This is a genomic window from Pseudomonas sp. GW821-FHT03A09 (genome assembly GCF_059421065.1).
In genome coordinates this window covers 34,526-57,758 of the sequence record NZ_JBWKUX010000018.1, presented here as the reverse complement: position 1 = coordinate 57,758, position 23,233 = coordinate 34,526, and the positions used below count along the sequence as shown (strand labels likewise).

23 protein-coding genes are annotated in these 23,233 nt (G+C 60.7%); 8 read left to right on the top strand and 15 right to left on the bottom strand.

What is annotated here, in order from left to right; all coding sequences use genetic code 11:
* Nucleotides 1–27 precede the first annotated feature (27 nt).
* Nucleotides 28–927 (top strand): polysaccharide deacetylase family protein, encoded by a 900-nt coding sequence (locus AC07V4_RS25205; RefSeq protein ID WP_492638544.1) that lies wholly within the window; start codon nt 28–30, stop codon nt 925–927.
* A 56-nt stretch (nt 928–983) separates the two neighbouring features.
* Here the strand turns inward: AC07V4_RS25205 and pcaC are convergent, their stop codons facing one another.
* The 11 genes from pcaC to pcaR all read right to left on the bottom strand — a co-directional run bounded on the left by pcaC (nt 984) and on the right by pcaR (nt 11,775).
* Entirely contained in the window at nt 984–1,379 is a 396-nt protein-coding gene (gene pcaC / locus AC07V4_RS25200) for a 4-carboxymuconolactone decarboxylase (RefSeq protein ID WP_159954741.1), read from the bottom strand.
* A gap of 10 nt (nt 1,380–1,389) precedes the next feature.
* Nucleotides 1,390–2,181, bottom strand: a complete 792-nt coding sequence (gene pcaD, locus AC07V4_RS25195) for a 3-oxoadipate enol-lactonase (RefSeq protein ID WP_492638543.1) — start codon at nt 2,179–2,181, stop codon at nt 1,390–1,392.
* Nucleotides 2,182–2,191: 10 nt separating this feature from the next.
* On the bottom strand, nt 2,192–3,556 hold the full coding sequence (locus tag AC07V4_RS25190; RefSeq protein ID WP_492638542.1) for a 3-carboxy-cis,cis-muconate cycloisomerase: 1,365 nt from the start codon (nt 3,554–3,556) through the stop codon (nt 2,192–2,194).
* A gap of 9 nt (nt 3,557–3,565) precedes the next feature.
* Nucleotides 3,566–4,861 (bottom strand): MFS family transporter, encoded by a 1,296-nt coding sequence (locus tag AC07V4_RS25185; RefSeq protein WP_431749977.1) that lies wholly within the window; start codon nt 4,859–4,861, stop codon nt 3,566–3,568.
* Nucleotides 4,862–5,049: 188 nt separating this feature from the next.
* Complete coding sequence (pcaG, locus tag AC07V4_RS25180) at nt 5,050–5,616, bottom strand: protocatechuate 3,4-dioxygenase subunit alpha (protein ID WP_492638541.1); 567 nt, start codon at nt 5,614–5,616, stop codon at nt 5,050–5,052.
* 1 nt (nt 5,617) lies between these two features.
* A complete protein-coding gene (gene pcaH, locus AC07V4_RS25175; protein WP_431749979.1) occupies nt 5,618–6,322 on the bottom strand; it encodes a protocatechuate 3,4-dioxygenase subunit beta in 705 nt (234 codons plus the stop codon).
* A 17-nt stretch (nt 6,323–6,339) separates the two neighbouring features.
* Nucleotides 6,340–7,545, bottom strand: coding sequence for a 3-oxoadipyl-CoA thiolase (gene pcaF / locus AC07V4_RS25170; protein WP_492638540.1), 1,206 nt, complete (start codon nt 7,543–7,545; stop codon nt 6,340–6,342).
* Nucleotides 7,542–8,321, bottom strand: a complete 780-nt coding sequence (locus AC07V4_RS25165) for a CoA-transferase subunit beta (protein ID WP_492638539.1) — start codon at nt 8,319–8,321, stop codon at nt 7,542–7,544. The genes pcaF and AC07V4_RS25165 overlap by 4 nt, the downstream gene beginning before the upstream one ends.
* Nucleotides 8,321–9,178 carry a CoA transferase subunit A gene (locus AC07V4_RS25160; protein WP_431749981.1) on the bottom strand — a complete coding sequence of 286 codons (858 nt, stop codon included), beginning with the start codon at nt 9,176–9,178 and terminating at the stop codon, nt 8,321–8,323. Before AC07V4_RS25160 ends, AC07V4_RS25165 begins: the two co-directional genes overlap by 1 nt.
* Before the next feature lie 269 nt (nt 9,179–9,447).
* Nucleotides 9,448–10,788, bottom strand: a complete 1,341-nt coding sequence (gene pcaK, locus AC07V4_RS25155; protein WP_492638538.1) for a 4-hydroxybenzoate transporter PcaK — start codon at nt 10,786–10,788, stop codon at nt 9,448–9,450.
* 144 nt (nt 10,789–10,932) lie between these two features.
* The gene (pcaR, locus tag AC07V4_RS25150; protein ID WP_431749984.1) at nt 10,933–11,775 is read right to left on the bottom strand and encodes a pca regulon transcriptional regulator PcaR; all 843 of its coding nucleotides are present in this window, start codon (nt 11,773–11,775) and stop codon (nt 10,933–10,935) included.
* Between the two features lie 549 nt (nt 11,776–12,324).
* On the opposite strand from pcaR, the gene AC07V4_RS25145 reads away from it, so the two are divergent.
* Nucleotides 12,325–12,525, top strand: coding sequence for a hypothetical protein (locus tag AC07V4_RS25145; RefSeq protein WP_003189295.1), 201 nt, complete (start codon nt 12,325–12,327; stop codon nt 12,523–12,525).
* A gap of 331 nt (nt 12,526–12,856) precedes the next feature.
* Nucleotides 12,857–14,332, top strand: coding sequence for an inorganic phosphate transporter (locus AC07V4_RS25140; RefSeq protein WP_431749985.1), 1,476 nt, complete (start codon nt 12,857–12,859; stop codon nt 14,330–14,332).
* A 203-nt stretch (nt 14,333–14,535) separates the two neighbouring features.
* Here the strand turns inward: AC07V4_RS25140 and ccoM are convergent, their stop codons facing one another.
* Together ccoM and AC07V4_RS25130 are read right to left on the bottom strand one after the other, a co-directional pair.
* Nucleotides 14,536–14,652: a cytochrome c oxidase subunit CcoM gene (gene ccoM, locus AC07V4_RS25135; protein ID WP_017137226.1), complete on the bottom strand. Its 117-nt coding sequence runs from the start codon at nt 14,650–14,652 to the stop codon at nt 14,536–14,538.
* A 143-nt stretch (nt 14,653–14,795) separates the two neighbouring features.
* The gene (locus AC07V4_RS25130) at nt 14,796–14,990 is read right to left on the bottom strand and encodes a hypothetical protein (RefSeq protein WP_431749992.1); all 195 of its coding nucleotides are present in this window, start codon (nt 14,988–14,990) and stop codon (nt 14,796–14,798) included.
* A 99-nt stretch (nt 14,991–15,089) separates the two neighbouring features.
* Here AC07V4_RS25130 and AC07V4_RS25125 point away from each other — a divergent pair, with 99 nt between their 5' ends.
* The 3 genes from AC07V4_RS25125 (at nt 15,090) to AC07V4_RS25115 (ending at nt 17,701) form a co-directional block, all read left to right on the top strand.
* Nucleotides 15,090–15,962 (top strand): LysR substrate-binding domain-containing protein, encoded by an 873-nt coding sequence (locus tag AC07V4_RS25125; protein WP_492638537.1) that lies wholly within the window; start codon nt 15,090–15,092, stop codon nt 15,960–15,962.
* A gap of 90 nt (nt 15,963–16,052) precedes the next feature.
* Nucleotides 16,053–16,523 (top strand): RidA family protein, encoded by a 471-nt coding sequence (locus AC07V4_RS25120; RefSeq protein WP_492638536.1) that lies wholly within the window; start codon nt 16,053–16,055, stop codon nt 16,521–16,523.
* Nucleotides 16,520–17,701: an aminotransferase class V-fold PLP-dependent enzyme gene (locus tag AC07V4_RS25115; RefSeq protein ID WP_492638535.1), complete on the top strand. Its 1,182-nt coding sequence runs from the start codon at nt 16,520–16,522 to the stop codon at nt 17,699–17,701. The genes AC07V4_RS25120 and AC07V4_RS25115 overlap by 4 nt, the downstream gene beginning before the upstream one ends.
* On the opposite strand, the gene AC07V4_RS25110 is transcribed toward AC07V4_RS25115, so the two are convergent.
* On the bottom strand, nt 17,698–18,039 hold the full coding sequence (locus tag AC07V4_RS25110) for an aspartate-semialdehyde dehydrogenase (protein WP_431749989.1): 342 nt from the start codon (nt 18,037–18,039) through the stop codon (nt 17,698–17,700). The two genes, AC07V4_RS25115 and AC07V4_RS25110, sit on opposite strands and share 4 nt — an antisense overlap.
* Nucleotides 18,040–18,258: 219 nt before the next feature.
* On the opposite strand from AC07V4_RS25110, the gene rapA reads away from it, so the two are divergent.
* Nucleotides 18,259–21,105 (top strand): RNA polymerase-associated protein RapA, encoded by a 2,847-nt coding sequence (gene rapA / locus AC07V4_RS25105; RefSeq protein ID WP_492638534.1) that lies wholly within the window; start codon nt 18,259–18,261, stop codon nt 21,103–21,105.
* Nucleotides 21,106–21,262: 157 nt separating this feature from the next.
* Here the strand turns inward: rapA and AC07V4_RS25100 are convergent, their stop codons facing one another.
* Nucleotides 21,263–22,609: a spinster family MFS transporter gene (locus tag AC07V4_RS25100; RefSeq protein ID WP_492638533.1), complete on the bottom strand. Its 1,347-nt coding sequence runs from the start codon at nt 22,607–22,609 to the stop codon at nt 21,263–21,265.
* 252 nt (nt 22,610–22,861) lie between these two features.
* On the opposite strand from AC07V4_RS25100, the gene AC07V4_RS25095 reads away from it, so the two are divergent.
* Nucleotides 22,862–23,230, top strand: coding sequence for a YkgJ family cysteine cluster protein (locus AC07V4_RS25095; RefSeq protein WP_492638532.1), 369 nt, complete (start codon nt 22,862–22,864; stop codon nt 23,228–23,230).
* The last annotated feature ends 3 nt before the right edge of the window (nt 23,231–23,233 follow it).

The following is a 23,233-nucleotide window of genomic DNA, read 5'->3' as shown; positions in this document are numbered from 1 at the left end:
CGGCCTTTATTCGGGCCTGCGTACACCATGAAATCCTTCGTCTTAGCGACCGCCCTGCTAGCCCTGGCCTTGAGCCTTGGCGGTTGCATCAGCGCACCTATTCCCCTGACGCCGCAGACCGCACAGCGTTTGCAGGCCCAGGCGCCGATCCGATTTCTGCTGACTTTCGATGACGGCCCCAGCGCCTCGGGCTACAACAACCCGAGCCGCTCAGTGATCGCGGACCTGGCAAACAACCCGGTGCTGCCGGGCATCAAGGCGGTGTTCTTCCTGCAGACCGAAGCGTCGCGCTCCGGTGGCAACCCGCGAGGACACAAGACCATGGAGCGTGAATACGCGGCTGGGCACGTCTTGGCATTCCACACGGCCACCGCGTTCCACACCAACCACCGCTGGCTGAATGACGTCGAGCTGGAAAGCACCCTCACCCAAGGCGCCGCCCATATTGCCGCGATCACCGGCGCCCAGCCCACCCTGGTGCGCCCACCTTTCTGGAACTACGACAAGCGCACTTTGGCCGCCTATCAACGCCACGGCCTGCACGTATTGCTGACGGACCTGAGTGCCAATGATGGCAAGATCTGGGGTTTCAATGGCAGCCCGCGTCGCCGCGCCAATCTGTACCGGCAACTGTCGGTGGTGCGCGAACGCATTGCCCAGGGAGCGTTGCCGACAGTGGACGGTGTGATCCCGGTGGTGGTGACCTTCCACGATATCAACCGCTACACCGCGCGGCACATGCAGGAGTATCTACAGATCCTGATGGACAGCGCCCGCATCAACGGTATGAAGACTGCCGCCGAGCCGTTCTACACCGACCACGCCACCCTGGAACGCGCAGCGCTGGCGCGGACGGTCAAAGATGTGAATGAGCCGGTGCATCTGCCTGGAGTATGGAATTGGGTGTGGGACGCCGATTCCCACTGACACGCTGAAACCAATGCAGGAGGAGGCAAGCCCCCTCCCACATTTTTAAGCGCACTTCAGTCTTGGCGCGACTCGACCCCCAGCTCATCCCACACTGACTCGGCCAAGTGAAACGTCGCATTCGCCGCAGGAATCCCACAGTAGATCGCGCTCTGCATCAGCACTTCCTTGATCTCAGCACGCGTCACGCCGTTGCTGGCGGCGGCGCGCAGGTGCAGTTTGAGTTCTTCACTGCGATTCATACCGATCAACATAGCGATGGTGATCAGGCTGCGGGTGTGCCGCGGCAAGCCGGGACGGGTCCAGATGTCACCCCAGGCGTGGCGGGTGATCATTTCCTGGAACTCGCTGTTGAACTCGGTCAAGGCATTAAGGCTGCGATCGACATGAGCATCGCCCAGCACCTCACGGCGCACTTGCAGGCCGTCAGCGTAACGTTGTTTCTCGTCCACAAAAGACTCCTTAACGGGCCAGCAGAAATTCCAGCACACGGTCACTGAAAGCAGCACCCGCCTGGACGTTGGACAGGTGGGCAGCATAGAACTCGGCGTACTCAGCCCCCTTCACCTGATGTTGGATAAAGTGACCACCGGCCGGAGGGGTGACGGCATCTTCAGTGCCAGCAATCACCAGGGTCGGCACCTGGATCAAGGCCAATTGCTCACGAAAATCGGCATCACGCACCGCTGCGCAATTCGCGGCATACCCCTCGGGCGAAGTGGCCGCGAGCATGTCGGTAATCTGTTTGGCCTGGTGCGGGTTGGCCGCTGCAAAATCCGCGGTGAACCAGCGCGCAATCGACCCATCGCGCAGGGCGACCATCGCCGCCGCGCCATCGCGCAAGACCATCTCGATACGTGGATTCCAGGTATCCGGTGTGCCGATCTTGGCCGCGGTGTTGCACACCACCAGGCGCTGCAAGCGCTCACCGGCATGGATACCCAGCCACTGGCCGATCAGGCCACCCATGGACAGCCCGCAAAAATGCGCACTTTGGATATCCAGGGCATCAAGCAGCGCGATCACATCCTGGCCGAGTTGCTCGATGCTGTACGGCCCCGGCGTCACCAGGGACTTGCCGTGGCCACGGGTGTCGAAACGCAACACGCGAAAATGCTCGGTGAAGGACGGTATCTGGATGTCCCACATATGCAGGTCGGTGCCCAGGGAGTTGGACAACACCAGCACTGGGGCGTCGACCGGCCCGTCCAATTGGTAATGCAGTTCGCCCTCGGCGAGTTGTACAAAAGCCACAGCGTTCTCCTTACGCGGTCAATGCAAAATGATCGGCCACCGCGCGGGTCACCCACGTATGTGCCTGGCCCAGGTAGTGGGCCGGATCGAGTAATCGGTCCAGTTCGGTTGCTGACAATTGCGCGGTGATCTGCGCTTCGTCCGCCAATACGGCGCGCAGATGACGCCCGTCGGCGACGGCTCGCTTGCAGCATTGCTCCAGCAGATGGTGCGCGGTCTCGCGGCCCAGACGCTGGGCAAGCACGATGCTGACCGCCTCGGCCAACACCAGGCCCTGGGTCAGATCGAGGTTGTGCGCCATGCGCTGCGCGTCGACTTCCAGCCCTTCGCTCACCAGCAGCGCCTGCTTCAAGGCGCCGGACACCAGCCGGCAGATCTCCGGCAAGGTTTCCCATTCGGCATGCCACAGGCCCAAGCTACGTTCATGCTCCTGAGGCATGGCACTGAACAGCGTCGCCACCAAACCAGGCACCCGCGTGGCGGCGCTGATCAGCACAGCAGCGCCCACCGGGTTACGCTTGTGGGGCATGGTCGACGAACCGCCCTTGCCCGGCGCCGACGGTTCAAACACTTCCGCCGCTTCGGTCTGCATCAGCAAGCTGACATCACGTCCCAGCTTGCCGAGGCTACCGGCGATCAGCCCGAGTGCCGCGGCGAACTCCACCAGTCGATCACGCTGGGTATGCCAGGGTTGTTCGGGCAGGCTCAACTGCAACTCGGCCGCCAATGCCTCGGCCACCAGCATCGCCTGATCACCCAGTGCCGCCAGGGTTCCGGATGCACCGCCGAATTGCAGCACCAGCAGGCGCGGCTTCAGCTCGGCCAGACGCTGGCGACTGCGCGTCACTGCCCCCAGCCAACCGGCGATTTTCATGCCCAGCGTGACCGGTGTCGCGTGCTGCAACCAGGTACGACCGGCCAGAGGCGTGCTCGCAAAACGTTGCGCTTGAGCCGCAAGAATCCCGCCCAACTGCACCAAATCCGTCTCGATCAACGCCATGGCGCGCCGTAGTTGCAGCACCAGGCCGGTGTCCATCACATCCTGGCTGGTCGCGCCCAGATGCACATAGCGTTCGGCGCCGGCGTCTTCAGCGGCAATCAACTTGCCCAGCGCTTTCACCAAGGGAATCGCCGAATTGCCCGCCGTGGCAATCGCCACGCCGAGGGCATCCACGTCATACAGTGACGCAAGACAGGCCTGGGCAATCGGCGCCACGGCGGCCTGCGGAATCAGCCCGACCCGAGCCTCGGCCCGGGCCAGCGCCGCTTCGAAATCCAGCATGCCCTGCAGGCGCCCCTGGTCGCAGAACACCTCGGCCATGCTGTCAGCGGTGAAGTAAGCGTCGAACAGTTGATTGCTCGTGCGCAGTGTCATAACTCATCCCTAGAGATCGTGGTGCAGATACGCCGCCTGTTTCGGCAAACGCAAGCTGAACAGGAAAGCGATCGCCATCATCGCCGTGACATACCAATAGAAGCTGTTTTCCATACCGATGGATTTGAGGCTCAGCGCGACGAATTCCGCCGATCCGCCAAAGATCGCGTTGGCCACCGCATAGGCCAGGCCCACACCCAAGGCGCGGACCTGAGGCGGGAACATCTCCGCTTTGACCAGGCCACTGATCGAGGTGTAGAAGCTGACAATCGCCAGGGCCAGGGTGATCAGCACAAAGGCCAGGAACGGGCTGCTGACGGTTTTCAAGGTGAGCAGGATCGGCACAGTGAACAACGTACCAAGGCCGGCGAACCACAACATCGAGTTACGACGGCCAATCTTGTCCGCCAACATGCCGAACACCGGCTGCATGCACATGTACAGGAACAGCGCGCCGGTCATGATGTAGCTCGACGTCTTGGCGTGCATGCCAACGGTGTTCACCAAGTACTTCTGCATGTAAGTGGTGAAGGTGTAGAAAATCAGCGAGCCGCCGGCGGTGTAGCCCAGCACGGTGATGAACGCGGCCTTATGGTCACGGAACAAGGCGGCAATGCTGCCGGCGTCTTTGTCTTCGCGCATTTCCTTGCTGGTGGTTTCTTTCAATGAGCGACGCAGCAGCAGCGAGATCACCGCGGCAATGGCGCCGATCACGAACGGAATACGCCAGCCCCAGGCGCGCAGCTCTTCCTCGGTGAGGATTTGTTGCAGGATCACCACCACCAATACGGCCAGCAATTGCCCGCCAATCAGCGTCACGTACTGGAAGGAGGCAAAGAACCCACGCTGGCCCTTGAGCGCCACCTCACTCATATAGGTGGCGGTGGTGCCGTACTCGCCGCCCACGGACAAGCCCTGGAACAGGCGCGCCACCAGCAGCAGGATCGGCGCCCAGACGCCAATGTCGCTATAGGTCGGCAAAAAGGCGATGACCAGGGAACCGGCGCACATCATCAGCACCGAGATCATCATCGAGTTTTTACGGCCGTGCTTGTCAGCCACGCGACCGAACAGCCAGCCGCCAATGGGCCGCATCAGGAATCCGGCGGCGAACACGCCAGCGGTGTTGACCAGTTGGACAGTGGGGTTGTCCGACGGGAAGAACGCCGGGGCGAAGTAAATGGCGCAGAAGGCATAGACGTAGAAGTCGAACCATTCGACGAGGTTGCCGGAAGATGCACCGACAATCGCAAAAATCCGTTTGCTGCGTTCTTCTCCGGTGTAGTGACTCGTTGTTGTTGTCATGGTTTTTTCACTCAGTGGGAACGGTTATAGCCTAGACATACTTTGCAACAACCCTGTTCCGCAAGCAGACTTTTGGATATGCAGTGCCTGAGCGGTCCTCATCGGGGGCAAGCCCCCTCCCACCTCTTGACCGCGCCACCTATCAAATGTGGGAGGGGGCTTGCCCCCGATGAGGCCCGGGAGCCAACTCAATAATCGAAGAACACCGTTTCCTTATCTGTACCCTGCAAAATCACATTCCACTGATAAACACCGTCTGCATCCTGCCGGGCAATCAAGGTGCTGCGCCGCTCAGCAGGCACGCACGCCAACAACGGGTCATCCCCATTCATCGGCTCACCGTCAAAATAAATCCGCGTCAGCAAGTGCTTCACCAACCCCCGGGCAAACACCAGCACCACCAGGTGCGGCGCCTGGGTCGTGCCCTTCAGCCCAGGCACCGCGCCCGGCTTGATGGTGGTGAAACGAAACCGCCCTTCCCCATCCACCGGCACCCGGCCAAAACCTTCAAAGTTCGGGTCGATGGCCTTGGCCTGTTCATCTTCCGGGTGGTCATATTTACCCGCGGCATTGGCTTGCCACACTTCGAGCATGGCGTCGTTGACAACATCACCGTTGCCATCCACTACCTGACCGCTGATCGCCACACGTTCACCGAGGGTCGCCGGCACGGTCAAATCTTCGCGGTTCAGCCAGGTCAGGCCGATGTGGTAATACGGCCCGACGGTGTGGGACGTGGTCGCGTTGAGAGTCATCTCATTTCTCCATCGGCGTGGCGTCGCGGCCGCGCAGGACGATGTCCCAGCGGTAGCCGAGGGCATAGGAAGGAATGGTTTTTTCCAGGTCGAAGCTGGCGATCAGGCGTTGCTTGGCCGAGGTGTCCGGTACGCAGTTGTAGATCGGGTCGTATTCCAGCAGCGGATCCCCGGGGAAGTACATCTGTGTGACCAACCGCGTCAGTACGCTCGGGCCGAACAGCGAAAAGTGGATATGCGCCGGGCGCCACGCGTTGTGATGGTTGCCCCACGGGTACGCGCCGGGCTTGATGGTCTGGAACTGGTACCAGCCATCGGCGTCGGTGACGGTGCGGCCGGTGCCGGTGAAATTCGGGTCCAGCGGTGCGTCGTGCAGGTCGCGCTTGTGGTTGTAGCGGCCGGCCGCGTTGGCCTGCCAGATTTCCACCAGAATCCCCGGCACCGGCAGTCCGTTTTCGTCCAGCACACGGCCGTGAATGATGATGCGTTCGCCTTGGGGCTCGCCGTCATGCTGAGCGGTGAGGTCGTTGTCCTTCTCATTGATGCGCTCGGCGCCGATAGTCGGGCCGGTGATTTCCGACAAGGAATGGGGCAGAAACACCAAGGGCTTGGACGGCGAGCGCAGGTTCGTCGACTGGTAGGCCGGGTGCAGGTAATCAGGTTGAGTGCCCGCTTGCGGGCGCCGGTAACCGGGCTTGTCACTCATGGAGCAATCCTCTCTTATTAGATGCGTTCAATCGCCAGGGCCAGGCCTTGGCCGACGCCCACACACATGGTCGCCAGGCCTTTGCGGCCACCGTTTTTTTCAAGCTGATGCAGGGCCGTCAGCACCAACCGCGCGCCGCTCATGCCCAGCGGGTGGCCGAGCGCGATAGCGCCGCCGTTCGGGTTGACCTGGGGCGCGTCGTCGGCGATGCCCAACTCACGCAGCACCGCCAAACCCTGGCTGGCAAAGGCTTCGTTGAGTTCAATCACGTCAAAGTCGGTGACCGCCAGGCCCAGGCGCTCCACCAACTTGCGTACCGCCGGCACTGGGCCGATGCCCATCACACGCGGTGCAACACCGGCGCTGGCCATGCCCAGCACGCGGGCGCGGGCGGTCAGCCCGTGTTTTTTCACGGCTTCGGCAGACGCCAGAATCAACGCCGCCGCGCCGTCATTGACACCCGAGGCGTTACCGGCGGTCACGGTCTTGTCTGGGCCGTTGACCGGCTTGAGCTTGGTCAGCGCTTCCAACGTGGTATCAGCCCGTGGATGCTCATCCTGGTCCACCACGGTTTCGCCTTTTTTATGGGCGATGCGCACGGGCACGATTTCTTCAGCGAAGAATCCGGCTGCCTGGGCGGCGGCGGTGCGTTGCTGGCTACGCAGGGCGAAAGCGTCCTGGTCTGCACGGGACACCTGGTAGTCGTCGGCCACGTTATCGGCGGTCTGCGGCATGGCATCCACACCGTACTGCGCCTTCATCAACGGGTTGATAAAGCGCCAGCCGATGGTGGTGTCTTCCAGTTTCATGTTGCGCGAAAACGCCGCATCGGCCTTGCCCATCACGAACGGCGCGCGGGACATCGACTCGACGCCACCGGCAATCGCCAGTTCCATCTCGCCACTGGCGATGGCGCGAAAGGCAGTGCCAATCGCGTCCATGCCCGAGGCGCACAAACGGTTGAGGGTCACACCGGGAATGCTTTCCGGCAGGCCCGCCAGCAACAGCGCCATGCGCGCGACGTTGCGGTTGTCTTCGCCAGCCTGGTTAGCGCAGCCGAGGAATACTTCATCCACGGCGTTCCAATCCACCGACGGGTTGCGCTCGATCAAGGCCTTGATCGGCAATGCCGCCAGGTCATCAGCGCGCACGGTGGACAGGCCACCGCCGAAACGACCGATGGGGGTACGAATAGCGTCACAGATATAGACGTCACGCATCACGCTTCTCCGGGGGCTTGGCCGTGGGCGGCCGCCGTGCGGGCTTCGAGGTCGCGCAAGGCGGTCAGTTCGATGTCAGTGGGTTCGGCGGTGATGTCGACGTGCTCGGCAAAACGAATCGCCCAACCGGTGGCGGCAATCACCTGCTCGCGGGTCACGCCGGGGTGCAGCGCAGTGACCACAAATTCATGGCTGCCCTCTTCCGGCTCCATGATGCACAGGTCGGTAATAATCCCTACGGGACCTGCGCCCGGCAGGCCCAGGCGTTTGCGCGAATCGCCGCCTTCGCCGTGCCCGACCGAGGTGATGAAGTCCAGCTTGTCGACAAACGAACGCGCCGATTGCTTGAGGATGATCAACACGCTCTTGGCGGACCCAGCAATTTCCGGCGCGCCACCGGCACCCGGCAGGCGCACTTTGGGTTGGTGATAATCGCCGACCACGGTGGTGTTGATATTGCCGAAGCGGTCAACCTGGGCAGCGCCGAGAAAGCCCACGTCAATGCGCCCGCCCTGCAGCCAGTAGCGAAAGATCTCACCGGTTGGCACGACAGTATCGGCGGTCTCAGCCAACTCGCCATCACCAATGGACAACGGCAACACACTAGGCTTGGCACCAATCGGGCCAGACTCATAGATCAACACCACATCCGGCGACGAAGTCAGGCGGGCCAGGTTGGCAGCCTTGGACGGCAAGCCGATGCCGACAAAACACACCGAGCCGTTCTTGAGGCGGCGTGCGGCGGCGACGGTCATCATTTCGTTGGTCGAGTAAGCCATTAGTGGGCCTCCTGCGCGGTGGCCAGCTTGGCCTGGAATTCACTGAAATCAGCGGTGCCGTGGATGTATTGATCGATCCAGGCGGTAAAGGTCCCGCGGTCGCGGGCGATGGGGTCCCACGCTTGGTAGAAACGATTGTCACGTTCGGTGTAGCCATGGGCGTAGGACGGATGCGCGCCACCGGGTACATGGCACACCGCAGTCAGGGCCCAGGTCGGCAACACGCAGGCATTCATCGGCGCGTTCAGGTCATCGACGATTTCTTCGACGGTGACGATGCAGCGCTTGGCTGCCAACGCCGCTTCCTTCTGCACACCCAGAATGCCCCAGAGCAACACGTTGCCCTTGCGGTCGGCTTTCTGCGCATGGATCACGGTGACGTCCGGGCGTACCGATGGCACTGCCGCCAACACTTCGCCGGTGAACGGGCACGTCACAGTCTTGATCAACGGGTTGACCTTGGGCAGGTCGGAACCGGCGTAGGCACGCAGCACCGCGAACGGCAGGCCCGACGCCCCGGCGACGTAGGCATTGGCCAAGTCAGCGTGACTGTGCTCTTCGATCTCCAGCGGTTGCGGCCATTGCTTCTCGACCGCGTCACGCAAGCGATGCAGGGACCCCACGCCAGGGTTGCCACCCCAGGAGAAAATCAACTTGCGGGCACAGCCGGCACCGATCAACTGATCGTAGATCAGGTCAGGCGTCATACGCACCAGCGTCAGGTCTTTCTTGCCCTGACGAATGATTTCATGACCCGCCGCTGTAGGGATCAGGTGGGTGAAGCCTTCGAGCGCGACAGTATCTCCGTCATTCACGAAGCGCTTGACCGCATCACGCAGGGTAAGGATTTCAGCCATGGGGTTCGGGCTCCCGGTGTTGATCGAAAAAGGCGCTGAGGTGGCGCCGAAGTGCTTGAAGGTTAAGCCGGAGAAATGGGCCGAACAATCCGATAATCGACTCAGCGTTCGATTATCGAACGGATTGTTTGCAGGCTATCGTTTGCTCGAGCATGCCAATGTGGGAGGGGGCTTGCCCGCGATGGCAGCGTGTCAGTCGATACATTCAGTGACTGATCCACCGACATCGCGGGCAAGCCCGCTCCCACATTTTTTAAGCGTGCCTGGTCTTAAGTGGCATCGGCGTGGCTCACCATGCCCTTGATCACAACCGCAGTGGTGGCCAGCGCGGCCGGGATCACCAAGGCAGTCAGCACTTGCTCGAAATTCCAGCCCAGGCCGAGCAAGGTAGCGCCCATCCACGCACCGAGGATCGCGCCGAAGCGACCAATGCCAAGCATCCACGACACACCGGTCGCACGTCCTTGGGTCGGGTAGAAACGTGCGGCCAGGGATGGCATCGCCGATTGCGCGCCGTTGACGCACATCCCGGCGATCAGTACCAAGGTCGCCAGCAGCGTGATATTGCCCAGGCTCTGCCCCACTGCGTAGGCAAACACCCCGGCCAACAGGTAGAAAGTGCCGATGACCTTGTGCGGATTGAACCGGTCCATCGCCCAACCCACGCCGACGGCACTCAGTACACCACCGAACTGGAACAAGGCGCCGATAAACGCGGCCTGCTCCATGCTGGCGCCGCTGTCGCGCATCAGGGTCGGCAGCCAGCTGGTCAGCAGGTAAACAATCACCAGGCCCATAAAATAAGTGAGCCACAGCAACAAGGTGCCGGCGCTGTAGGTCCCGGAGAAGATCACTGCAAACACGTTGCGAGCCTTGACGGTTTTCTGCTCGGGCACGCTGAAACTGGTGGCCTGGGCGACGAGGTCGGGCGCGATGGGGGACAGGGTTTTGCGCACCTTGTCGCTGCCGCGATTGCGCACCACCAGATAACGCGCCGATTCCGGCAGCCATACCAACAACACCACTGCCAGGATCAACGGCAGGATGCCGCCGATCATCAACAGGCTGTGCCAACCAAACGCCGGAATCAGCTTGGCCGAGATAAACCCGCCACCGGCCATGCCGAGGTTGAACCCACAAAACATACTGGTCACCAACAGCGATTTATGGCGCTCCGGGGTGTACTCGGACAGCAGCGTAGTGGCATTCGGCATTCCTGCGCCCAAGCCCAGCCCGGTCAGAAAGCGCAATACCAGCAACTGGTCGACGTTAGTGCTGTAGGCCGACGCCAGGCTGAACGCGCCAAACACCAACACCGCGCCCACCAGCACTACTTTGCGCCCGAAACGGTCGGCCAACGGACCGGAGCCCAGTGCGCCGAACACCATGCCAATCAACGCGGCACTCATCACCGGGCCTAGACTGGCGCGGTCAATGCCCCAGTCCTGGGACAGCGCCGGCGCGATAAAGCCCATGGCGGCCGTGTCGAGGCCATCGAGGAAGACAATCAGGAAACACAGGATCACCACACGCCACTGATAGCGCGACAGCGGTTGGGTGTTGATAAAGGACTGCACGTCCAGATTCGTACCGACAGAAGGCTGATTCATTATTGTTATTTCCACACCGATGGGCGGGCCAACGACCTGAGGCCGTCATTATTATGGGGGGCAGCGATAGTGCTGCCGCACATTAATAAGCCAGGGGAAACACCGTCAATTGATCAAGCCGGGATCTGTGCGGTCACCGAACACTTAGGCAAACAACTGAGCGCTCAACTCGCGGCTGGCGCTGAGCATGCTCGGCAAGAAGCGCTGCTCCAACTCGCTGCGGCTAACCCGTCCGGCATGGGTGCTGACATTCAGCGCGGCCAGCACCTGGCCCGAGGCGTCATACACCGGCACGGCGATGGAACGCAGGCCTTGCTCCAGTTCCTGGTCGACGATGCACCAGCCCTGCTGACGTACTTGTTGCAGGCATTCGAACAACGCTTGGGGCGTGGTCAGGGTGCGGCTGGTCTTGGTTTGCAGGTCAGCGTGGTCGAGGTAGTCCTTGAGCGAGGAGTCGTCCAGCGCCGCCAGCAGGATACGGCCCATGGACGTGCAATACGCCGGTAAGCGCCCGCCCACCGACAGGTCCACGGAAATCAGGCGCTGGGTGGTAGCCGAACGGGCGATATAGAGAATGTCATCGCCTTCCAGGGTCGCCATATTGCAGGCTTCGTGGAGTTGCTCGCTCATGCGGTCCAGATAAGGCTGGGCCGACACCGCCAACGGCGTGGACGACAGATAGGCATGGCCCAGGGTCAGCACTTTGGGCAGCAATGAATAGGTACGTCCATCCGTGGTGGCGTAGCCGAGCTTGATCAGGGTATGCAGGCAACGGCGCACAGCGGCGCGAGGGATTTCGGTGCGGTGGCTGATCTGGGCGATGGTCAGGTGGCGCTTGCGCTCCTGGAATGCCTGCACCACGGCCAAGCCTCGGGCGAGTGACGTCATGAAGTCCGGATCACCCGTGAACGCCTGGATGCGCTTGGCCGGTGACGCCACGATCGGCGGCGCCACTGACGCGAAGGAGTTGCGCAATTGATCGTTCATTTCAGGGTCCTTTCTCTTATTTTCAACCGCAGGGAGGGTTGGCGGCTATTACAAGCCGCACCGACCGAGATGTACAAGGTGGCCACGGCAACATTGGGCGATTATCGGACGATCATGCGATTATCGCAATTTGGTCAGTGCGCCACGTTTCATTCGTGCACGGTGAACCTATAAAGAATGCGTACTCGGCACTTATCTAAATGAGTGCAGACTTTATCGCGCCGTCTTTTTGAAAAGGCCGGCACGTGCATGTAACAAAACCCTCACACGACGTTGACGATTTTTAACTTCATGATGATAGTGTTATTCAAATGCCTCGCTATAATGCAGCCTGTGCAGAGGTCGGCCCGGTATTGATGTCGGGATTGGAGCTCACCAGGCGTTGCGGGTTGTAGGCATTGCCGGTCACAAGTAGTCGCTTGCACGATCTTGCCCTTTGGCGCCTTTAACAAACTTGAACGGTTCCACTGTTCATATGGAAATAGCCCGAGGACGACTTTCAGGCGCGACGTTGCACAATAAATAAACTCAACTTAATTAGGTAACACTGTGACGAAAGACGAACTGCGCGCGGAACTTGAGCGCCAGGAGCAACGTTACAAGGACGTTTACGGCGGGGAAGTCACCACCTACGCCGCCCAACCTGAGCCGGAACGCAAGCCATGGCGCAAACGAGCCAGCCTGCTGGATCAGGCATTTGCCCAGGAAATTCAAAAGATTGAACAGGAGCTCAAAACCGAAGAGCCATAAACCCTTCGACGCGAGCCTTGCTGGTTTTGCTGTCTCCGCCGGTCCACCCTCGGCGGAGAGCACCTCCTTTCCTCCAATTGGTCAGCGTCCTGCTGCTACCAACGAAATTTCATACAAATGTTTCAGACATGACATTTGAATGACAAAACCCCGCTCTCTCGGCCTCGTACTTTATAAATCAAAGACTTGCCAAGCCCCCGAAAAACCTGGGATGCGCGCCCTTTCGCGGTGCTTTTTCAATGAAGGTTGTTACCGATGAGCAGCTAATGCATCGATTACTGAGGTTTTCTGGCATAATCGCGCCCCCTTACGACCGGGTCAGAAAACCTTCATGATCGATTTATTCAGCGGACTGGATGCTTGGGTTCTAGTGAGCCTGTTGCTCGCCCTGGCCTTTGTCCTCGCCTTCGAGTTCATCAATGGCTTTCATGACACCGCTAACGCGGTGGCCACAGTCATCTATACCAAAGCCATGCCGCCGCACCTGGCCGTGTTCTTCTCCGGGGTATTCAACTTCCTCGGCGTGTTGCTCGGTGGTGTGGGGGTCGCCTACGCCATTGTGCATTTGCTGCCGGTGGAGTTGCTGATCAATGTGAATACCGGCCATGGTTTGGCAATGGTCTTCTCTTTATTGGCCGCGGCGATCACCTGGAACCTGGGCACCTGGTACTTCGGCATCCCTGCCTCCAGCTCCCATACCCTGATCGGCTCGATCCTCGGCGTCGGACTGGCCAATGCCCTGATCAACGACATTCCCCTGGCTGACGGTGTGAACTGGCAGAAAGCGATCGATATCGGTGCGTCCCTGGTGTTCTCGCCGATGGCCGGTTTCCTGGTCGCAGCCTTGGTGCTGATCGGCCTGAAATGGTGGCGCCCGCTGTCGAAGATGCACAAGACGCCGGACCAGCGCCGCAAGCTCGACGACAAGAAACACCCACCCTTCTGGAACCGCCTGGTCCTGGTGATTTCGGCCATGGCCGTGAGCTTCGTGCACGGCTCCAACGATGGCCAAAAAGGCATCGGCCTGATCATGCTGGTGCTGATCGGCATCGTGCCGGCACAGTTCGTCCTCGACCTGGGCAGCACCACTTACCAGATCGAACGTACTCGCGACGCGACCGTGCACCTGAGCCAGTTCTACCAGCGCAACAACGCCACTCTTGGCGAGTTCCTGGCGTTGGGCAAAGGCGTGAAGGACGACCTGCCGGGCAAGTTCCAATGCAACCCGCAACAGACTGAGCCGACCATCAACGCCCTGATGGAAACCTTGAAAGGCGTCTCCGACTACCACTCGCTGACCTCCGAGCACCGCATTGAAGTGCGCCGTTACCTGCTGTGCCTAGACGACACCGCGAAGAAAGTCGGCAAGCTGCCAGGCTTGGATGCACGCGAGAAGTCCGACCTGGACAAGCTGCGCAAGGACCTGACCGCCACCACCGAATACGCCCCATTCTGGGTGATCCTGGCCGTTGCACTGGCCTTGGGCCTGGGCACCATGGTCGGCTGGAAGCGCGTGGTGTTGACCATCGGCGAGAAGATCGGCAAGCAAGGCATGACCTACGCCCAGGGCATGTCGGCACAGATCACCACGGCGAGCATGATTGGCCTGGCCAACATCTTCAGCCTGCCGGTTTCGACGACCCACGTGTTGTCGTCCGGTGTAGCCGGCACCATGGTTGCCAACAAGAGCGGCCTGCAAGGCGGCACCGTCAAGACCATCCTGATGGCCTGGGTGCTGACCCTGCCAGCCACGGTTGGCCTGTCGGCGGGGTTGTTCTGGCTGGCGTCCAAGGCGCTCGGAAGCTGATAGTTTCCCGGCCATGAAAAAAGGTGCGATCCGCGAGGTTCGCACCTTTTTTATTTCACGACTTTAAACTCGTCGCGGTCCAACTGTGGGAGCCGGGCTTATCCGGCTCCCACAGTTAATCTTCGTTTGTTAAATAGCAGGCAAAAAAAAGGGCGACCGAAGTCGCCCAAAATGCCTTGCGTGCTCATGTAATCCAGAAAGACTTACGGTTCTTTACGCTTGTTAGCGTCCTTCCAGATAAAAATCCCAAACCCTACAAAGAACAACACCATGAGGCTGACCGTCAGCACTCCGGCAAACACCACATTATCGAAAAACATGACCGGCCTCCTGCTCATGCCCTGTTGCGATAGGGCTAAGTTAAAGGAGAAGGCGGATTGGAAAATTGACGGGGATCAATGTCGCCCGCAACGGGGCGTAAAGAAGGGCAATAACTGACCTGTATCAACAGATGCAGGCAGTTTCAACGCTTTTTCGGTTTGCTCTTTGGCTTTTTCTTAACTTTCCCAAGGGGCATCGCCTGTTCAAACGCCTGGCGAACTTCATTGAGGCGTTTGTCATTCAGGTCATGCACACGCTTGGCACGTTCGGCATTCAGGTCGATCAGCTTGTCGTCTTCACTCATGGCTTGGCTTACGTCGTGGCGGGAATCGCTCAATAATGCGGCCTCCCCCGCTCAACGGCAAATCAGCGGGCGACAAAAGGCAGGTCATCACCCAAAATCGGCACTTCCCCCTGACTCCGGAGGCGCACTCAAGTGGCATTGCACAAGGACCTTCCGCCATTGTTGGCCCTGCGCGCATTCGAGGCGGTGGCGCGGCACTTGAGTTTTATCAAGGCGGCCAACGAGTTGTCGGTGACCCAAAGTGCGTTGAGCCACCAAGTGCAAAAGCTCGAACAACACCTGGGCAAACCGCTGTTTATCCGACGTACCCGGGCGATTGATCTGACACCCGACGGCCAGCATTACTACGACGAAATCCGCCCTGCCCTGGACGTCATCGCCGCTGCCACCCGTACGCAGCGGGTCGCCCCCAACCACACCGTGCTGCGCATCGGCCTGCTGGCTTCCTTCGCCACGCTGTGGCTGGCCCCACGTATGGCCGGTTTTCTCAACCGTTACCCACACATCCAGGTGGAGTTGTTGCCGGCGATTCAGCTAGCCAACGTCGCCGCCGCCGAAGTCGACCTGGCCATCCGCTACGGCAAGGGTGACTGGCCCGATGTGCAAGCCATGCGCCTGATGGATGAGGCAATCTCACCCGTGTGCAGCCCCGCTTTCAAGGCCAGCCAACTGCATAACGGCCCGTTGTTGATGGCCACCTCCCATCGTCCATTCGAATGGACGGACTGGTCCGCGCATTATCACATCGACCTCGCCGGCCACCCCCGCGTGGTGTTGCATGACTACAACATCGTGGTCGAGGCCGCCGTGGCCGGCCAGGGGATCGCCATGGGCCGCCACCGGCTGATCGAGCGCAGGCTCTTGGATGGCAGTCTGGTGGAGGCCTTCGACTGGCCGCCTTATCAAAGCGACATCGGTTACTGGCTGATCACGCCCCACGGCCCCGTCAGTGAAGCGTCCAGATGTTTCAGTGATTGGTTGAAGGAAACCTGCGCGCACGCGTGAGTTTTTTCGATACGTCGCGTGAGATCTATCCGTTTGTCGTCCATCGCCACGCGCGACATGCTCAAACCTCTTGAACCAGGAGGATTCACCATGAGCGACTCGATCCGCCAACGCGTGCACGCCCTCGGCCTGACGCTGCCCACCCCCAGCCAACCAGCCGCCAACTACATCAACCACGTCATCAATGGGAACCAGCTGTTTGTCTCCGGACAAATTCCGTTGGTCGACGGCAAACCCGCCTTTGTCGGTCGGTTGGGCGAATCCCTTAGCGACGAAGAAGGCACCCAGGCGGCGCAGTTGGCGGCTCTGGGCCTGCTGGGGCAATTGAGCCACGCCCTCGGTGATGATCTGTCGCGCCTGGTGCGCACTGTGCGCGTTGGGGTGTTCATTGCCAGCAGCGGCAGCTTCACGCAGCAGAGCGCGGTCGCCAATGGCGCATCGAACCTGCTGGTCAACGCCCTCGGCGACAAGGGTCGGCACGTGCGCACCGCCGTGGGTGTATCGAGCTTGCCGGCCGGCGTCGCCGTGGAGGTGGATGGGATTTTCGAGTTGCTGCCATGAGCCCGCTCGACGTCCAACACCTGCGGGACGCAACGCCGGGTTGCCAGTCGGGCCTCGTGCATTTCAATCATGCCGGTGCCTCTTTGCCAAGCCAGGCGACCCTCGACGCGATCATCGATCAGTTGCAACGCGAAGCCCGCGACGGCCCCATGGAAGCCGGCGAGCATGGCGCGGTGCTGGTGGAAAAGGCCCGGCGCGCTGCCGGGCAACTGCTCAATGCCCCAGCCGCGTCCATCGCCTTTGCCAGCAGCGGCTCGACCGCGTGGAGCATGGCGTTTCAAGCCCTGGGTGCTTGGCATCCCGGCGACCGCATTCTGGTGGGCCGCCAAGAATGGGGTGGCAACCTCGCCAGCATGGACCTCGCGGTGCAAGCGGGTGCGCGAGTGGATGTGATTCCCTGCGATGAAAGCGGCGCGGTCTGCCCTATAGCACTGGAGTCGATGATCGACTCGAAGGTGAAGCTGATCGACCTGACCTGGCTGCCCGCCAACGGCGGCCTGATCAATCCGGCCCAGGCGATAGGTGAAGTGGCCAAGCGTCACGGCATTCCTTACGTCATCGACGCCGGCCAGGCTGTCGGCCAATTGCCAGTGGATGTGCAAACGCTGCACTGCGATGTGCTCAAGTCCGCTGGCCGCAAACACCTGCGCGGGCCACGGGGTACGGCGCTGCTGTACGTACGACCGGATTTCCTTCAACACCTGAACCCCGCTCAACGGGATGTATTTTCAGCCCCCTGGACCGCCGAAGGTTTTGACTTGCGTAACGACACCCGACGCTTTGAAACCAGCGAAGCGTCCTATGCCCTGTTGGCGGGATTGGGCAATGCACTGCAAGAGATCAACCGGCTGGGCGTGGAGCGAACCTGGGAAAGGGTCTTACAACTGAGCGGGCACATTCGTGAGGCATTGCGTGAGATTCCTGGCATCTCCCTGCATGACTCAGGCGTGATTCATTCAGGCTTGATCGCCTTCAACCTCGCAGGCTGGGACGCCTTCGAACTCAAGCGACGCCTGGGGCTCAAGCGCATCAATATCGGTGCCAACAGCGTGGCGTATACCCCTTTGGACATGCAGGCACGTGGGTTGAGCAGTATTGCGCGAATCTCCGTCAGCCCTCTCAACAACGATCACGACATCGAGTTGCTGATAGCGGCACTGCGGGAGCTGAGCGACTAGACCTCGACGTCCACCCACAACCCCTGGCGTGGCGCATCTTCGATCAACGGGGCAACCGGCACGGTGTTGTCGGCATTCAGCACATCCCCGGGAACCGGCAGGTGCTGTTCAGGATCTTCGCCGGCTTCGCGCCGACGTTTTTGCTGCTCTTGCTGGCGGCGCTGTTCTTCGCGCAACAGAAAGGTCGACTGCTCCGCGTCGCCCTTTTTCAGGTCGATCGTGCTCTCGTTGGAGCCCGCTTGTACGGGCACCACCGGTGGGATATCCGGCTTCTGGCGCACCGGATCGAGTTGCGAGGTGACCGGCACGACACTGACGGGCAGCATGGGTGGCAACATAATGTTTATTCTCCTGATCAACAGGCTGTCGGCGGGCCACGGGGCGACTTGAGTGCCCACTGGCCAAGCTGTGACCCAGTCGACACTCGTGAGTGCCCGCCATCGGTCGATTCAACTTTCGGACCGCCACTCAAACAGAGTAGTTTTTGTCAGAGTCCTTTGGCTGAGGGCCGTGTTCCGTTAAGATAGTCGGCTTTTTCACGGCGGGAGTCAGGCAGCATGGCGCAGCAGTATCAACCGGGGCAACGCTGGATTAGTGACAGCGAAGCAGAGCTGGGGTTAGGCACCGTTCTGGCACAGGACGGGCGCTTGTTGACCGTGCTCTATCCGGCCACTGGCGACACTCGTCAGTATGCGCTACGGAATGCGCCCCTCACTCGCGTGAGGTTTTCGCCGGGTGACACCATCACCCATTTCGAAGGCTGGAAAATGACCGTACAGGAAGTCGACGACGTCGACGGCCTGCTGGTGTACCACGGCCTCAATGGGCAGAACGAGCAGGTCACCCTGCCAGAAACCCAACTCTCCAACTTCATCCAGTTTCGCCTGGCCAGCGACCGCCTGTTCGCCGGGCAGATCGACCCGCTCGCCTGGTTCTCGCTGCGTTACCACACACTGGAGCATACCAGTCGCCAATTGCAGTCCTCGCTGTGGGGCCTGGGCGGCGTGCGTGCGCAACCGATTGCCCACCAACTGCACATTGCCCGCGAAGTCGCGGACCGTATCGCGCCACGGGTATTGCTGGCCGACGAAGTAGGCCTGGGCAAGACCATTGAAGCCGGTTTGGTGATCCACCGCCAACTGCTGTCGGGCCGCGCCAACCGTGTGCTGATCCTGGTGCCGGAAAACCTGCAGCACCAGTGGCTGGTGGAAATGCGCCGCCGTTTCAACCTGCAAGTCGCCCTGTTCGACGAAGAACGCTTTATCGAAAGCGATGCCGCCAACCCGTTCGAAGACACCCAGCTGGCGCTGGTCGCCCTGGAATGGCTGGTGGACGACGAAAAGGCCCAGGACGCGCTGTTCGCCGCAGGTTGGGACTTGCTGGTCGTCGACGAAGCCCACCATTTGGTGTGGCATGAAGACAAGGTCAGTCCGGAGTACGCGCTGGTCGAGCAGTTGGCCGAAGTCATTCCCGGCGTACTGCTGCTCACCGCCACCCCGGAGCAGTTGGGCCAGGACAGTCACTTTGCACGCCTGCGCCTGCTGGATCCGAACCGCTTCCACGACCTCGCCGCCTTCCGTGCCGAGAGCGAGAACTATCGCCCGGTGGCCGAGGCCGTACAGGAGCTGTTGGACAAAGGCCGCCTGTCGCCGACCGCACACAAGACCATCCAGGGTTTCCTCGGCGACGAAGGTGAAGCCCTGCTCACTGCCGTCAACGATGGCGACACCGAAGCCAGCGCCCGCCTGGTGCGCGAGCTGCTCGACCGCCACGGCACCGGCCGCGTGCTGTTCCGTAACACCCGTGCTGCCGTGCAAGGTTTCCCGGAACGCAAGCTGCACGCCTACCCGCTGCCGAACCCGGACGAATACCTCGAATTGCCCTTGGGCGAACACGCCGAGTTGTACCCGGAAGTCAGTTTCCAGTCGCAGCCGGACATCGAGGAAGACAATCGCTGGTGGCGCTTCGACCCACGGGTCGAGTGGCTGATCGACCAGCTGAAAATGCTCAAGCGCACCAAAGTCCTGGTGATCTGCGCCCACGCCGAAACCGCCATGGACCTGGAAGATGCCTTGCGCGTGCGTTCCGGCATCCCGGCCACGGTGTTCCACGAGGGGATGAACATCCTCGAACGTGACCGCGCCGCTGCTTACTTCGCGGACGAAGAATTCGGCGCCCAGGTGCTGATCTGTTCGGAAATCGGCAGTGAAGGCCGCAACTTCCAGTTCTCCCACCACCTGGTGCTGTTCGACCTACCGTCCCACCCCGACCTGCTGGAGCAGCGGATTGGCCGTCTGGACCGGATCGGCCAGAAACATGTGATCGAACTGCACGTGCCATACCTGGAAACCAGCCCGCAAGAGCGCCTGTTCCAGTGGTACAACGAGGCATTGAACGCCTTCCTCAACACCTGCCCGACCGGTAACGCCTTGCAGCACCAGTTCGGCCCACGCCTGCTGCCGCTGCTGGAAAACGCCGACGACGGCGAGTGGCAAGCCCTGATTGACGAGGCCCGTGCCGAGCGCGAGCGCCTGGAAGAAGAGCTGCACACTGGTCGCGACCGCCTGCTGGAACTCAACTCCGGCGGTGCAGGTGAAGGCGATGCCTTGGTCGAGGACATCCTTGAGCAAGACGACCAGTTTGCCCTGCCGATCTACATGGAAACCCTGTTCGACGCTTTCGGCATCGACAGCGAAGACCATTCGGAAAACGCACTGATCCTCAAGCCCAGCGAAAAAATGCTGGATGCCAGCTTCCCCCTGGGCGACGACGAAGGTGTGACCATCACCTACGACCGTAACCAGGCGCTGTCGCGTGAAGACATGCAGTTCATCACCTGGGAACACCCGATGGTGCAGGGCGGCATGGACCTGGTGTTGTCCGGCTCCATGGGCAATACCGCCGTAGCGCTGATCAAGAACAAGGCGCTCAAGCCGGGTACCGTGTTGCTCGAACTGCTCTACGTCAGTGAAGTGGTTGCACCGCGCTCGCTGCAACTGGGCCGTTACCTGCCACCGGCCGCCCTGCGCTGCCTGCTGGATGCCAACGGCAATGACCTGTCGGGCCGTGTGTCGTTCGTGACCTTGAACGACCAACTGGAAAGCGTGCCACGGGCCAGCGCCAACAAGTTCATCCAGGCTCAGCGTGACCAACTGACGCCACGGATCAACGCCGGTGAAGAAAAGATCACCCCACGTCACGCCGAGCGTGTGGCCGAGGCCAAGCGTCGCCTGGCGGCGGACACCGACGAAGAACTGGCGCGCCTGACCGCGTTGCAAGCCGTCAACCCGACGGTGCGTGACAGCGAGCTGGTGGCGCTGCGCAACCAACGTGAACAAGGTTTGGCCATGTTGGATAAGGCGGCGTTGCGCCTGGAAGCGATTCGGGTGCTGGTCGCCGGTTGACCACTGTTTGAAGCAAAAAGGCCCGCGCAATGCGGGCCTTTTTATTTGCCTCAAGGGCCTCATCGGGGCAAGCCCCCTCCCACATTGAACGGCATTCACACATCTGAATATGTGAACCCAATCCAGTGTGGGAGGGGGCTTGCCCCCGATGGCGGTCTCAGGCAGTTGCCGCCGAAGCGGGCACCTCCACCGCACTCAAGCCCTCCTTCATCTTCTTGGCATCCCGCACAAAACTGCGAGAAGCCTGGAACAGGAACAGCATGGTCAGGAACAGCGCCACTGGAATCAGGTACATCGCGTCGTGCAGGCCCACAGCTTTATAAGCTTCGGTCATCTGTTCGGCACCCGCCGCGTACATGGCCGAGTGGGCAAAATGATCCGACAAGCCACCCACCACGATGGGCCCCATGCCGCCACCCAGCAGGTACAGACCGGCAAAGAACAATGCCATCGCCGTGGCCCGCAGGCGCGGTTCGACCACATCCTGGATCGCCGTGTACACGCAGGTGTAGAAGTTGTAGGCGAACAACCAGCCGACACTGAACAGCGCCACAAACACACCAATCTCAATACGCCCCGCATGCAATGCCCAAGCGGTGGTGACGGTGGAGATGATCAGACTGCACGCGGCAAACAACAGGCGGCCATTGGCGACCCGCTGATGGATCTTATCGGCAATCCAGCCACCCAAGGTCAAGCCTACCAGGCCGGTCAACCCGACGATGACCCCAGTGGCCACGGCCGCGTCCTGCAGCGGCATCAGGAAGTAGCGCTGCAGCATCGGCACCAGGAACGAGTTGCACGCATAGGTGGCAAAGTTAAAGCACAGCCCGGCCAACACCAGCCACAGGAAGGTCGGCACCGCCAGTACGCGACGGATCGGGCGGTCGACACGTTCCTGGGAGACTTGCACGGTTTCCGCCGCGCCACGCTTGGGCTCCTTGATATAGAACATGAACACCGCCAGGATCAGGCCCGGTACGGCGGCGATAAAGAACGGTGCACGCCAGCTGTCAAACGCCTTGACCATCGCGCCGATGGTGAAAAATGCCAGCAATAGCCCCAGTGGCAGGCCCAACATGAAAATGCCCATGGCCCGCGCCCGACGGTGTGCCGGGAACAGGTCGCCGATCAGCGAGTTGGCGGCGGGCGCATAGCTGGCTTCGCCGATACCAATGCCCATGCGCACCAGCAAGAACGTCCAGAAACTGCCAACCATGCCGTTGATCGCGGTCAGCCCGCTCCAGACGAACAAGCCCCAGCCCATCAGTTTGCTACGTGAGCCGGTATCAGCCAGACGCCCCAGCGGCAGGCCGGCAATGGCATAAACGATGGTGAATGCGGTGCCAATGATGCCGAGCTGGAAGTCGCTCAGGTGCCATTCCATGCGGATGGGTTCGATGATGATCGCGGGGATGGTACGGTCAAAGAAGTTGAACAGGTTGGCGAGGAACAGCAGGAACAGAATGCGCCAGGCATTCGTCGCTTGGGTCGAGTTCTGCATGGGTCCGTCTCTTTTATTGTTATAGGCGCTGCGATGCCCGATGCATCCCGCCCGGCACCTGCAACATAGTCAGGCTGACGACAGTTGTCTGTAATGATTCGTAAAGCTGATAGGGCATGATTTCACCCGTCGGTACGGGACTTCACCGATACAAAATATAAGTGCTCGCCCCTCTTCCCAACGGCCATGGCACGGATAGAATGGCGAGCCTTCCGAAACATCCCACTTCTACTTTTCTTATCGATGACGCCCATGTCCGAAGCCAGTCCGTGTCTGAATTGCGGTGCCTGCTGTTCATACTTTCGTGTGTCTTTTTTCTGGGGCGAGTGCGCCTCATCGGGTGGCACAGTACCCGATGACTTAGTCGTACAGATCAACCCCACTCGTGTGGCGATGATCGGTACCGACCAGAAACCAGCGCGCTGCTGTAGCCTGGAAGGCGAGGTGGGCAAAGCCACTAGCTGTACAATTTATGAGCAACGATCGAGCCCGTGCCGTGAGTTCGACGCGTCGTGGAGCCAGGGCGTGCAAAACGTCGATTGCGATGCCGCACGTGCCGCGTTCGGCCTGGCGCCCCTGGAAGCACCCAACTTCGAACTAGAGCTTCCCATCAGCGCTTAGCAT